Origin of the sequence: Thioclava arctica (assembly GCF_040892615.1) — a bacterium.
In the GTDB taxonomy this organism is placed as follows: Bacteria; Pseudomonadota; Alphaproteobacteria; order Rhodobacterales; family Rhodobacteraceae; genus Thioclava; species Thioclava arctica.
In genome coordinates this window covers 95,933-108,178 of the sequence record NZ_JBFRYC010000001.1, presented here as the reverse complement: position 1 = coordinate 108,178, position 12,246 = coordinate 95,933, and the positions used below count along the sequence as shown (strand labels likewise).

11 protein-coding genes and 2 tRNA genes are annotated in these 12,246 nt (G+C 61.8%); 4 read left to right on the top strand and 9 right to left on the bottom strand.

All coding sequences use genetic code 11. The features are described from left to right. The first annotated feature begins 55 nt into the window (after positions 1 to 55). Entirely contained in the window at positions 56 to 1,273 is a 1,218-nt protein-coding gene (locus tag AB4874_RS00630) for a Shedu immune nuclease family protein (protein WP_227511976.1), read from the top strand. A 456-nt stretch (positions 1,274 to 1,729) separates the two neighbouring features. Here the strand turns inward: AB4874_RS00630 and AB4874_RS00625 are convergent. The 3 genes from AB4874_RS00625 to AB4874_RS00615 all read right to left on the bottom strand — a co-directional run bounded on the left by AB4874_RS00625 (position 1,730) and on the right by AB4874_RS00615 (position 3,532). Beyond that, positions 1,730 to 1,806, bottom strand: a tRNA-Arg gene (locus AB4874_RS00625). Between the two features lie 41 nt (positions 1,807 to 1,847). Further along, positions 1,848 to 2,306 carry a GNAT family N-acetyltransferase gene (locus tag AB4874_RS00620; RefSeq protein WP_368390557.1) on the bottom strand — a complete coding sequence of 153 codons (459 nt, stop codon included), beginning with the start codon at positions 2,304 to 2,306 and terminating at the stop codon, positions 1,848 to 1,850. Positions 2,307 to 2,332: 26 nt separating this feature from the next. Beyond that, on the bottom strand, positions 2,333 to 3,532 hold the full coding sequence (locus AB4874_RS00615) for a BaiN/RdsA family NAD(P)/FAD-dependent oxidoreductase (RefSeq protein ID WP_368390858.1): 1,200 nt from the start codon (positions 3,530 to 3,532) through the stop codon (positions 2,333 to 2,335). An 89-nt stretch (positions 3,533 to 3,621) separates the two neighbouring features. Here AB4874_RS00615 and AB4874_RS00610 point away from each other — a divergent pair. Together AB4874_RS00610 and AB4874_RS00605 are read left to right on the top strand one after the other, a co-directional pair. Next, positions 3,622 to 3,696: transfer RNA gene (locus AB4874_RS00610), tRNA-Gln, on the top strand. A gap of 152 nt (positions 3,697 to 3,848) precedes the next feature. Then, the gene (locus tag AB4874_RS00605) at positions 3,849 to 4,100 is read left to right on the top strand and encodes a hypothetical protein (RefSeq protein WP_368390556.1); all 252 of its coding nucleotides are present in this window, start codon (positions 3,849 to 3,851) and stop codon (positions 4,098 to 4,100) included. Here AB4874_RS00605 and AB4874_RS00600 read toward each other — a convergent pair. Beyond that, positions 4,080 to 4,805 carry an NAD(P)-binding domain-containing protein gene (locus AB4874_RS00600; RefSeq protein WP_368390555.1) on the bottom strand — a complete coding sequence of 242 codons (726 nt, stop codon included), beginning with the start codon at positions 4,803 to 4,805 and terminating at the stop codon, positions 4,080 to 4,082. The genes AB4874_RS00605 and AB4874_RS00600 overlap by 21 nt on opposite strands. Beyond that, entirely contained in the window at positions 4,802 to 5,737 is a 936-nt protein-coding gene (locus tag AB4874_RS00595) for a LysR substrate-binding domain-containing protein (protein ID WP_295533932.1), read from the bottom strand. The genes AB4874_RS00600 and AB4874_RS00595 overlap by 4 nt, the downstream gene beginning before the upstream one ends. 174 nt (positions 5,738 to 5,911) lie before the next feature. Here AB4874_RS00595 and katG point away from each other — a divergent pair, with 174 nt between their 5' ends. Beyond that, positions 5,912 to 8,089 carry a catalase/peroxidase HPI gene (gene katG / locus AB4874_RS00590; protein WP_368390554.1) on the top strand — a complete coding sequence of 726 codons (2,178 nt, stop codon included), beginning with the start codon at positions 5,912 to 5,914 and terminating at the stop codon, positions 8,087 to 8,089. 82 nt (positions 8,090 to 8,171) lie between these two features. On the opposite strand, the gene AB4874_RS00585 is transcribed toward katG, so the two are convergent. The 4 genes from AB4874_RS00585 to AB4874_RS00570 form a co-directional block, all read right to left on the bottom strand. After that, positions 8,172 to 9,077, bottom strand: coding sequence for an alpha/beta hydrolase family protein (locus tag AB4874_RS00585; RefSeq protein WP_368390553.1), 906 nt, complete (start codon positions 9,075 to 9,077; stop codon positions 8,172 to 8,174). A 111-nt stretch (positions 9,078 to 9,188) separates the two neighbouring features. Then, positions 9,189 to 10,541 (bottom strand): NAD(P)/FAD-dependent oxidoreductase, encoded by a 1,353-nt coding sequence (locus AB4874_RS00580; RefSeq protein WP_368390552.1) that lies wholly within the window; start codon positions 10,539 to 10,541, stop codon positions 9,189 to 9,191. Beyond that, complete coding sequence (locus AB4874_RS00575) at positions 10,538 to 11,356, bottom strand: ABC transporter permease (RefSeq protein WP_295533939.1); 819 nt, start codon at positions 11,354 to 11,356, stop codon at positions 10,538 to 10,540. Before AB4874_RS00575 ends, AB4874_RS00580 begins: the two co-directional genes overlap by 4 nt. Continuing rightward, a complete protein-coding gene (locus AB4874_RS00570) occupies positions 11,353 to 12,243 on the bottom strand; it encodes an ABC transporter permease subunit (RefSeq protein WP_295534047.1) in 891 nt (296 codons plus the stop codon). The genes AB4874_RS00575 and AB4874_RS00570 overlap by 4 nt, the downstream gene beginning before the upstream one ends. Between the last annotated feature and the right edge of the window lie 3 nt (positions 12,244 to 12,246).

Here is a 12,246-nt window from a genome sequence, read left to right as displayed (position 1 = left end):
CTGACGAAACTTTGACGATATGGCACTAAGGTTCAAGGACCGTAGGGGCCGGGGCGTGGTCCTCGAATACGAGCCCGAGAGCTGGGACGCCCGATGGGTTCGGAACAAGCTGCGGACTGAGGGACGGGTCAGGATCGCCAAGGTCTTTCACTTCGAACGCGCCGATCTCCTTGGCGAATTGCCTAGCGACGACGACTTCGAGAACATCGACGGCTTCGTGTACCGCTTCCGCTTCGGCTCGCGGCGCGCCGGGTTCCGCGTCATCGAGGGTAGGCGCCTCGGCATCGTCCACAACGTACGCATCGCCGACGCCTTGCCACTAGAGCGGCGGCTGTTCGTCGCTCACCGCGACATGTCCATCTTCCGCGGCCTCTCCGCGGTCATGCCCGCCGGTGGCGAGATCGTGATCGGCAGCGCCGAGGACGGCTCCATACCTATCCAAGAGTTTGAGCGGCTGCTCACCAAATTTCCGACGACGACCGAGCTGGATCGCTATGCCAGAGCACGGGTCGCGGACGTGGTCGGCCAGTATGTCGACGGCATGGCTGATGCCCGGCGGCACTACGAGGAATACATGAGCCGCCACAAGGCGATTGGCGCGACCGACTCGCTCGACACCGAGGAACTGCTAGAGGCGGAGCTCGCGAAGTATCAACTGATCCGTGACACGCTGCGCGGCTGGCTCGCTGCCTCCGAGGTCAGGGTGGAACGCGACTGGCAGCAGCTCCTCATGAAGTTCCTACTGCTGATCTTCCCGAAGTACGTAGCGATCCTAGAGAATGTGCAGATCGCCGACTTATACTCGACACCGGGGCGTTCCCGCAGGCGCTTCATCGACATTGCGCTGGTGGACGCCGCCGGGAATTTGGATGTGATCGAGATCAAGCGGCCTCGCGGGAGTTTGCTGGCGGGTGGCGACTACCGCGAGAACGCTTTTCCGAGCCGGGAGCTCTCCGGGACGATCATGCAGGCGGAAAAGTACCTGTTTCACTTGTCTAAGTGGGGGCTGAACGGCGAGCGTACTCTGACGGAGCGGTATGCGGCGAAGCTACCTCCTGGAATGTCGATACGGGTTACGAACCCGAAGGCCATCGTGATCCTCGGCCGGGATCCGACGGGCGAGGTCTGGGGCGAGCAGGCGGTCGATCTTGAGGTCGTCAGGCGAAAGTACGCGAACGTGATGGACATCATGTCTTATGACGATTTGTTGCGCCGCCTCGATAACGTCATCGCTTCGCTTCGCAGGCGGATCGACGACGAAACCGATATCTGAGCGCCGTGGAAGGGTGGTTACAAACGAACGGTTGTGAAGCCTGCTAAACAGCCGTTTTTTTGCGTCCCGCAGCCGAAAGCGGCATGTCCGCAAGCGGGCCAATCTCTGTCGTTTGGTAGCCCCATTCCGACAGGCGCCGGATGTCCACTGCCCGCTGCAAGCGTGACCGGCAACTTTGTCCGCAGCGGTGACACTCCTCAGCTCGAAATGTTGCGCCACGTGGCGAGTGGCTGCTTTGGCGAATGCCGCCGCGCAGCATCGGCGAGGCTCGAGTGGCAGCAATGGGCCGTTCACGTCGGGCGCTCGATCAAATCTCCACCGCTTGCTCTGGCAACCGTTGCGGCTTGGCAACAAATGATTCCGTGCATGTTGCTTCCGCCATGCTTCCGGCGCGAATATGCGGCACAAAAAGCCAACAGCGCGCGTCCTACAATGCATTGTTTTAAAACAATAAAATGGCGATCCCTGAAGGACTCGAACCCTCAACCTGCTGATTAGAAGTCAGCTGCTCTATCCAGTTGAGCTAAGGGACCGCAGAGTGCCTAGATGCGACAGATTGCGCGGGCGTGCAAGTTTAGATCGCGCGGGTCAGGTAGACTGAATTCGGATCTTCGCGGTAGCTGCCAAACGGCGGGCAGTCCTGAAAGCCTGCGCGCAGATACAGGATGCGGGCGGCCTCAAACGAAGGTTGCGTGCCGGTTTCAAGGCTGAGGCGGGTGATCCCGTCAGCACGGGCCTGCGCGATCAGATGGTCAAGCATCTGCCGCGCAAGACCGCGCCCGCGCGTCTCGGCCAGAACATGCATCGACTTGATCTCGCCGTGATCGGGAGCAAAGCGTTTATAGGCGCCCATCCCGATCACCGCCGATCCTTCGCGCATCACGAAAAACGCGATTGCGGGGGCGGCCAGCGCCTCGGGTGGCATCATATGAATCGATTCAGGGGGCGTATCGGCATGCATCGCTGCGTGGTGGCGCACATGTAGCGTGGCCAAATCCGGGTGCAGCGGCGACTCGCGGGTGATCGTGATCATGATACCTCTTTCCTTCCAACGCGCCGTTAGGCCACCTGCCCCGCCGCCCAACCCGAGGCCCAGGCCCATTGGAAATTATACCCGCCAAGCCAGCCCGTAACATCCACAACTTCGCCGATGAAATACAGCCCCGAGACGCTGCGCGCCTGCAGGGTTTTGGCATCCAGATCAGTGGTGTCAACGCCGCCCAGCGTGACCTCTGCGGTGCGGTAGCCCTCAGAGCCCACGGGGCGCACCTGCCAGCGATGCACCCGCTCGGCGATCTTGGCCAGCGCGGTGTTGGGCTGATCGGCAAGACGCCCCGTCAGCCCGGTATCGGCGACGATATACTGCGCCAGCTTGTCTGGCATGTGACGCGCCAGCGCGTTGTGCAGCGCTTGTTTCCCGGTGCTGGCGCGCTGCTCGGCCAGATCGGCGGCAATATCGCGCCCCGGCATCAGGTCGACTTCGATCGCATCGCCTTCGCGCCAATAGCTGGAAATTTGCAGGATCGCAGGCCCAGACAGACCGCGATGGGTGAACAAAAGCGCCTCGTCAAAGCCGATCTTGCCATGCCCGACGCGCGCCTCCAGCGCGATGCCCGACAGCGGCGCTGAACGCGCCAAATCCTGTTCGGCAAAGGTCAGGGGCACCAGCGCGGGGCGGGTCTCGATCAGGCCCAGTCCGAAATCGCGCGCGATCTGATAGCCGATGCCGGTCGCGCCCATTTTGGGAATCGACTTGCCGCCCGTCGCGACGATCACCGATTGCGCCGCAATCGGCCCCGCACTGGTAGCGACGCTGAACCCATCGGCAGTGCGACTCACGCCCTCGACGCTCACTTGCAAGCGCAACTCTGCGCCCGCCGCGCGCAGATCGCGCACCAGCAGATCGACCACCTGCGTCGCCTTACCATCACAAAACAGCTGACCAAGATGCTTTTCATGCCAAGCGATTCCCGCCGCGTCGATCCGGGCGATAAAATCATCGGGCGTGTAGCGCGACAGCGCCGAGAGCGCGAAGCGCGGATTGGCCGACAATAACCGCTGCATAGCATTTTGCCGCGTCAAAGCACGGTTGGTGAAATTGCACCGCCCGCCCCCCGAGATGCGAATCTTCTCGCCCGGCGCGCGCGCATGATCGAGCACAATAACACGGCGCCCACGCCGCCCCGCCTCGATCGCTGCCATAAGGCCTGCGGCCCCTGCACCCAGAATGACAACATCAGTGGTTTCCATGCCAGCCACTTGCCCGAGCCCGCGATCACACGCAATCGAAATTTGCACGATTTTTCCCTTGCAGCGCCGCAACTCCTTAGCTAGAAACCGCGCCAAGTTGGGATGTAGCCAAGTGGTAAGGCAACTGTTTTTGGTACAGTGTACCGTAGGTTCGAATCCTACCATCCCAGCCAACTTCCTTCAGAACAGCCAGACCCTTTCCTGACTTCGCGATCTCGGGACGCGCTGATCGGGGCGCTGACTACGGAATTTGGATCGCCGGACGCTGGAGCTTTTTCGGGGGCAGAGCACGCTCCCAGCGGGCTTGAATTTGCAGCCCGAGCCGATGAAACCGACCGTCGCAACCCCCAAGACACCACCGATCCACGCGAAAAACCGCCACCATCCTCAGCAGAAAAAGGCGCGTGAACGCCTGATTGCGCTGCGCTTCGGCTTTAGGTGCACGCGGGACAAAAGTGCCAAGGCCGCTAGGGCCGGGGATTTCGATAGAAAAGCGCTCGATATGCATATCGGCCTGAGACAACGGCTTTGGGCCGAGGAGCGGACGCGGCCCGTCCTATTTGCGCAGCGCATCTAAGCCTTGGCGCAGCGATTCCTCTAGCCCGGCCTGTTCCAAGGATTGGCGCAGCCGCAGATTATACCCCCCTGGAGTGGAAAGCGCTTCAAGCGTCTCGCGACAGGGGCCCGCCTGCAAGTTCGCGCCAATCAGCGCGCGCAAAAAGGATTCGCCCTGCGCGCGTTCAACCCCCTGATGTTCCAACCAATCTGCAGTCGCTGCGATCATCAAGAGCGCGGGGGACAGCACGGCTTGGGCGCAAAGATAGGCATTCAGTTCACCGACGCTTTGCAGCGCAAAGACGTGATTGGCGGGGCTGAATATCTCGCGCACGAGGGCGACATCGCCCAAGGTCAAAATCGGCGATCCTCCCTGTGCGATGGCTGGAAAGGGGAGCATGATCGCAGCGGCCTTTGCCGGGGCAACCTGTACGGCGATCTCGTCCAAAGGCATCTCGGCAATGAACGAAATCACCCGCTGGCCTTTGCGAAACCGCAGATTCGCCAGAACGGCGGGGGCGTGGGCGGCAAGAAGGCCCAGAAACACGATATCGCTGCGATCTATGACGTCTTGATTGGCCGCAACGCTGACGCAATCGAACGCCTGCGTCAGGCGGGCCGCATGCGCTCGGCTGCGTTCGGACACGGTGATTTGATGGCGCTCTGGGGCGAGGCCGGTGACGACCGCCGCTGCAATCGTGCCAGTGCCGATAAAACCGAGTTTCATGTCAGATCGTCCTCCAATGAGCGCGCCGCCCATGCCCGGTCAGGCACGGGGAGGTCTTGGCGCAGATGATGCGCGATTTGGGCGTATTGCGAGGCCATCGGGCTCGATTTGCGCCAAACAAGGCCAATCGTGCGCTTTGGACGGGGCGCGGGCAGACGCGCGACTGAAACCTCTGCCGCGCGCATCTCGTTGCGCACCGCCATCTCGGGGATCAAGGTAATCCCGATTCCCGCACCGACCATCTGCACCAGCGTGCTGAGCGAGCTGCCCTCCATCAAGTCCTGCGGACCCAGCCGCGAGGGTTTGCAAAAGGACAGGGCCTGATCGCGAAAACAATGGCCCTCTTCAAGCAGGAGCAACCGCATCTCCAGCAGCCCCTCGCGGCTGGGCACCGGTTTGTCGGCATCTGCGCGCGCACGCACCAGCGCGAATTCCTCGTCAAACAAGGGCTCTTCGTGCAAGGTGATCTCGGAGACCGGCAAGGCGACGATAGCAATATCCATGCGCCCCTCGCTGAGGTCGCGGATCAAGGTCTGCGTGATCGCCTCGCGCGGGTGGATATCAAGATCGCGATAGCGCGCGCCCAAGGCGCGGATCACATCGGGCAGCAGATAGGGTGCAATGGTGGGAATCACGCCGATGCGCAGCCGCCCGCTGAGCGGGCCATGCGCCACGCGCGCCAATTCTGCCAATTCATCGACCGAGCGCAAAATCGCGCGGGCCCGATCCGCCAGCGCCGCGCCAAGGCTTGTCAGCCGGATCTGGCGCGCCCCACGTTCCACAAGGGGGGCTCCAAGAATCTCCTCCAACTCCTTGATCTGCACCGAAAGCGCGGGCTGCGAGATGGCGCAGGACTCTGCCGCGCGACCGAAATGGCCATGGCACGCGAGCGCCTCAAAGTAGCGCAAATGCTTCATCGTCAGGGGTGCCATAAGCTCACGTTATCTCAACAATTAGTAAATCTAAATTTTCTTAATGACAAACACTGCTACATTCCAAGCAGAATCTTGGCACGCCCCAGCGGTTTTGGCCGCCCCCGTCAGAGTTTCAGTGGGGAGCAAAAGGACCGCCAGCATGCCCGGCATCTTTGCAAATGGAGCACGATTATGGACGGAAATGATGTGAACACGGCGGGCAAATGTCCTGTGATGCATGGCTCGAACACCGAAACGGGCACGGGCGTGATGGATTGGTGGCCCAAGTCGCTCAACCTCGACATTTTGCACCAGCATGACACCAAGACCGACCCGCTGGGGCGCGAATTCAACTACGCCGAGTCGGTGGAAACGCTTGATTACGACGCGCTCAAGAAAGACATGCACGCGCTTTTCACCGACAGTCAGGAGTGGTGGCCCGCGGATTGGGGCCATTACGGCGGGTTGATGATCCGTCTGGCGTGGCACGCGGCGGGGTCGTATCGACTGGCCGACGGGCGTGGTGGCGCGGGTACTGGCAACCAGCGATTTGCGCCGCTCAATTCGTGGCCCGATAACGCAAGCCTTGATAAGGCGCGCCGCCTTTTGTGGCCGCTCAAAAAGAAATACGGCCACAAGATCAGCTGGGCCGATCTGATCATCTTCGCAGGCAATGAGGCCTATGAAAGCCTCGGGCTCAAGACCTTTGGCTTTGGCTTTGGTCGTCAAGACATCTGGCATCCCGAGACCGACACCTATTGGGGTGCCGAAAAGGAATGGCTCGCGCCCTCGGACGAACGCTATGAGGATGTGGATGCGCCTGCGACGATGGAAAACCCCTTGGCCGCGGTGCAGATGGGTCTGATCTATGTGAACCCCGAAGGCGTGAACGGCGTGCCCGACCCGATGAAGACGGCCGCGCAAGTGCGCGAGACCTTCTTGCGCATGGCGATGAATGATGAGGAAACCGTGGCGCTGACAGCGGGCGGGCATACGGTCGGCAAATGCCACGGCAATGGCGATGCGAGCAAGCTGGGGCCAGAGCCCGAGGCGGCGGATGTCGCTCAGCAAGGTCTGGGCTGGTTCAACCCCGAGATGGGGGGCAAAGCGAGCAACGCCATCACCGGCGGCCCGGAAGGGGCGTGGACCACCAACCCGCTGGAATTCGACATGGGCTATTTCGACATGCTGTTCGGGCATGAATGGGAACTCACGCAAAGCCCCGCAGGTGCCAAGCAGTGGAAGCCCGTCAACATCGCCGAAGCCGACATGCCGGTCGACGCCACGGACCCGACTCAGCGCCGGATGCCGATGATGTCCGATGCCGATATGGCGATGAAAGTGGACCCGATCTACAACGCGATTTGCCAAAAATTCATGGCCGATCCCGCGTATTTCAAGGACACGTTCGCGCGCGCTTGGTTCAAGCTCACTCACCGCGACATGGGGCCGAAGGCGCGCTACATCGGGCCATGGGTGCCCTCGGAAGATCTGATCTGGCAAGATCCGGTCCCGGCAGGTGCGACCGATTGGGACGTCGCCGCGGTCAAGGCAAAGATCGCGGCCAGCGGTCTGGGCGGGGCCGATCTGATCGCCACCGCATGGGATAGCGCACGCACCTATCGCGGTTCGGATATGCGGGGCGGTGCCAATGGCGCGCGCATCCGTCTGGCACCGCAAAAAGACTGGGAGGGCAATGAGCCCGCGCGTCTGGCCAAGGTTCTGGCCGTGCTGGAGCCGATTGCGGCGCAGGCCGGGGCCTCGCTGGCGGATGTGATCGTGCTGGCAGGCAATGTCGGGCTGGAGCAAGCGATCAAGGCCGCAGGCTTTGACATCGCCGTGCCCTTCACGCCCGGTCGCGGTGACGCCACCGATGAGATGACCGACGCTGACAGCTTCGACGCGCTCGAACCGCTGGCCGATGGGTTCCGCAACTGGCTCAAGAAGGACTACATTGTCAGCCCCGAAGAGATGATGCTGGATCGCGCGCAACTCATGGGCCTCACTGCGCCGGAAATGACGGTGCTGGTGGGCGGTATGCGGGTGCTGGGCACCAATCACGGCAGCAGCGATCACGGCGTGTTTACGGATCGCAAAGGCCAGCTGACGACCGATTTCTTCGTCAACCTGACCGATATGGACAATAGCTGGCATCCGGTTTCGGACGGCAGCTATGAGATCCGCGATCGCAAGACCGGCGCGGTGAAGTGGACCGCAAGCCGCATTGATCTGGTCTTCGGGTCGAACGCGATCCTGCGCGCCTATGCCGAGGTCTATGCCCAAGACGACAGCGCCGAGAAATTCGTGCGCGACTTTGTGGCGGCGTGGAACAAGGTGATGATGGCGGATCGCTTCGATCTGGCGGCCTAAGCCCCCCCACCCGCACAGGTGAGAGAAACTCAAAGCGGCGCGCGGCACCCCTGCCCCGCGCCGTTTCTTATTACAAGCGACCTCAGCCCAAGCGTTTGTTCCACGCGGGTTTACAGGCGCGGTCGAGAAACGCCACCAACTCGCCCGAATGGGGACGCAGAGTTTCACGCAGATCATGATCGCCCGGAACGGCCAAAAGCTGCGCGGCAGGCTGGGCCGCTTGCAGGCGTAGTGCGTCGGCAAACGCCACGGTGGTGTCGTCACGCCCATGCACCAAAAGCAATGGGCAGCGGACTTGGGCCACGGTGTTGATCGGCGCGATCTCATCAAAGCGCGCGCCAATCACGCGCTCAACATGGCGCAGGACGTATTGGCCGATCACCGCAAACGGGATGTGATATTGCGCCATCCAAGCGCGCATCACCTCGCGCGGATGGGCAAAGGCGGACAGGCTGATCACCGCGCAGACATCATCCTTGCGCGCGGCATGCAGCAACACCGCCCCCGCCCCCACCGAATGCCCCAGCAAGGCGATGGCATCGGGGGCAATCTCGGGGCGGGTGCGCAGATAGGCCAGCCCTGCGGCGATATCCTCGGCAAAGCGCGGCATCGAGGTAAAGCGATCATCATCGCTTTGCCCATGACAGCGCGCATCGACAAACAGCACCGCATAGCCCGCCGCGTGCAACGGCGACGCGATCTGCAGCATCATCGACGCATTCGCCCCCCAGCCATGCATCACCAGCACCGCCGGATGAGGCCCGGGCGTGGCGGGCATCACCAGCCACGCGAACAGGGATTTCCCCCCCGGTCCGGGCAGACGGATCTCTTGCGCAGTCTCGCGCGGCAAATCCAGATCGGCGGGGGTGATGTCATGGGCAAGCCGGGGCGCTGCCAACCCGCGCAGAAGCGCTAGGTGCACCAGCCAACGCGCGCCCATAGCGACGACAAGCGCAAGCGCCAGATAGGTCAGGATCGCTACTGTCACGGGTATCACCAATCGCGAAGCGGGGACGGTGGCCTTGATCTATGGGGCGGGTGTGTGCCGGGCAAGGCAGCAAGGCGCATGGGTAACAACAGGACGCGGGCAGGCGCTATATCAGCTGAGCGCATCCTGGATGCGATAATGCAGCAGCGCCAGTGGCAGCGACAGGCGGCGCAAGGGGCCAAGTTCAAACCGCTGCGGGCTGCGCTGAAAGAAGTTCGGCAGATCGGTCGGCTGGCCCAGCGCAAGCCGCGCCATCTGATCGCCGCTCCACGAGCCCATCGCCACGCCATTGCCGTGATAGGCAAAGGCGCCGTAAACGCGTTCGCCCTGCCCCAGCGCCCCCACAAACGGCACCAGATCGCGCGCCAGACAAACAAGGCCCGACCAGAAATGCGACGTCTCAACGCCCTGCCATGCGGGAAACATCGCATCAAAATGGGCGCGCGTGGCGGTGCGATGGGCACGCTGGCTGGCATCGCTCCAGCGCACCGCACCGCGCATCCCGAACAGCATCCGGCGATCTGGCATCAAGCGGAAATAATGCAGCAGGTTGCGGGAATCATAAGCCATCAGATCGCTCGACCAGCCCTGCGCGGCGATCTCATTCTCGCTGAGCGGGCGCGTCACGATCACCGAGGATTGCAGCGGCAGGTACCGCGACCGCATCCAGCGCGGCAACGTATCCGAGGAATAGCCGTTGGTCGCCATCAGCAGATGACGCGCGCGCAAGCGGCCATGCGCGGTGTGTAGCACATGAAACTCTCCCTCGCGCGTAATCGAGTGCACCGCACTGTCGGCATGGATACGCCCGCCGCGATCTTGCACTGCCCGCGCCAGCCCCAACGCATATTTGCGCGGGTTGAGCGCGAAACCCAGATCAAGACGCAAGCCGCCATGCATTCCTTGCGCGTTCAACCCCAGACTCGCCAGATCGCCGGGCCCGATCAGATCGGCTTGAACACCGTAAGTCGCGCTGATTTGCGCGGCCTCGGCGCGCATCTGCGCAAACACCTTCGGGCTATGGGCGAGTTGCAATTCGCCTTCGGAATGGCGATCTACCGATAGGCCAAGCGTCGCGATGCGATCTGAGACCTGCTCAATCGCGGCGCGTTCGGCGGCATGAAACTTGGCGGCCTCAGCCGCGCCGTAGCGGGTTCGGATCTGCGCGCTGCTGGCCTTGGCCCCGCCGATACAGCAAAACCCGCCATTGCGCCCCGACGCGCCCCAGCCCGGCGGGTGGGCATCGAGAACGGCGACCTCTGCGCCCGCCTCAGACAGCCGCAGCGCCGCTGACAGCCCGGTAAAGCCTGCACCGATCACGGCGAACTCGACGCTGCTTTCCCCTTCAAAACGCGGATATTGCGCGGGGTCTGGCGCGGTTTGCACCCAAAAGCAGCCCTCAAGCGACTTGGCCGCATAGGCTGCGGGTTCATAGATCCGCCCCGCGATTGACGGCTCGCTCACACCCGTTCGCCCTCTTGCTCTTCGCGTTGCTGCTTGAGGATCGCGCGTTTGGACACCAGCGACGCCCCAACCACACCGACCGCCACCACCGTGATCATCAGCGTCGAAAGCGCGTTGATCTCGGGCGAGACGCCAAGGCGCACCGCTGAGAATATCTTGATTGGCAAGGTGGTCGAGGACGGGCCGGTGGTGAAGGACGCGATCACCAGATCATCAAGCGACAGCGTGAAGGCCAGCAACCAACCCGACACCACGGCGGGCAGAATGATGGGCAGCGTCACCAGCCGGAACGTGGTGAAGGACGAAGCCCCCAGATCCATCGAGGCCTCTTCAAGCGAGCGATCAAAGGTTAGCAACCGCGACGACACCACGACCGAAACATAGCACATCGAGAACGTGGTATGCGCCAGCATGATCGTGAAAATACCGCGATCCAACCCGATAGCGATGAACAGCAACAGCAGCGACAGACCGGTAATCACATCGGGCATCACGAGGGGCGCATAGATCATGCCTGAAAACAGCGTGCGCCCCGGAAACCGCCCCGCGCGCACCAGCGTGATCGCCGCCATCGTGCCCAGCACCGTGGCCAGCGTCGAGGAACTGACCGCCACCTTGAGCGTCACCCAAGCCGCATCAAGGAAGGGCTGATCATGCATCAGCGCGACATACCATTTCGTCGAAAATCCGGCCCAGACCGTCACCAGTTTCGAAGCGTTAAAACTGTAGAAAATCAAGATCAGCATCGGCAAATAGAGGAATGCAAAGCCAAGCGATAGCGAGGTGACGTTGAACCAACTCAGGCGTTTGTTCATGACTCTGCCTCCTGCTGCTTTTGCTGATTGCGCTGGAACAGGACGATGGGCACGATCAAGATCACCAGCAGCACCACCGCCACGGCCGAGGCCACGGGCCAGTCGCGGTTCGAGAAGAACTCATCCCACAGAACCTTGCCGATCATCAGCGTTTTCGACCCGCCCAGAAGCTGCGGGATCACATATTCGCCAAGTGCCGGGATGAAGACGAGAAAGCAGCCCGCAATCACGCCGGGGCGCGACATCGGCAGCGTCACCAACCAAAAGGCCGACAGCCGCGAGGCCCCCAGATCGATCGCCGCCTCATTGAGCGATTCATCCATTTTATCCAGCGCGGCATAGATCGGCAGGATCATAAAGGGCAGATAGGTATAAACGATGCCGATATAGACCGCCTTGGGCGTGTTCATGATGTGCAGGGGTTTGGAAATCACCCCAAGCCACATCAGAAACTGGTTGAGCAGCCCCTCATCGGCCAAAATTCCCATCCACGCATAAACGCGGATCAAGAACGAGGTCCAGAACGGCAGAATGATCAGCATCAGCAGTGTCGGGCGCCATTCATCGGGCACGCGCGCCATGCCATAGGCGATCGGATAGGCGACGATCAGGGTGAACAGCGTCGAAAGCGCCGCGATTTGCAGGCTCGACAGATAGGCTTTCCAATACAGATCGTCCTGCGTGAGGAAGGTGAAATTATCAAAGCTGAGCTGGCTGAGGAAATCTTTGAACCCCGCCCAGCCCTGCGCCAGATCAAATGTCGGCGAATAGGGCGGGATCGCGATCGCCGTGGTCGAAAGCGAGATTTTCACCACGATCAGGAAGGGCACCAGAAACAGCGCCACCAGCCACAGATAGGGCACGGCGATCAGCATGATGCGACGCAGATT

What these genes read in the sequence shown, in the direction of transcription:
- AB4874_RS00575 (WP_295533939.1), bottom strand. Translation starts at nt 11,356, where the DNA reads ATGAACAAACGCCTGAGTTGGTTCAACGTCACCTCGCTATCGCTTGGC.
- AB4874_RS00600 (WP_368390555.1), bottom strand. Translation starts at nt 4,805, where the DNA reads ATGAAACTCGGTTTTATCGGCACTGGCACGATTGCAGCGGCGGTCGTC.
- AB4874_RS00595 (WP_295533932.1), bottom strand. Translation starts at nt 5,737, where the DNA reads ATGGCACCCCTGACGATGAAGCATTTGCGCTACTTTGAGGCGCTCGCG.
- AB4874_RS00605 (WP_368390556.1), top strand. Translation starts at nt 3,849, where the DNA reads ATGAAACCGACCGTCGCAACCCCCAAGACACCACCGATCCACGCGAAA.
- katG (WP_368390554.1), top strand. Translation starts at nt 5,912, where the DNA reads ATGGACGGAAATGATGTGAACACGGCGGGCAAATGTCCTGTGATGCAT.
- AB4874_RS00620 (WP_368390557.1), bottom strand. Translation starts at nt 2,306, where the DNA reads ATGATCACGATCACCCGCGAGTCGCCGCTGCACCCGGATTTGGCCACG.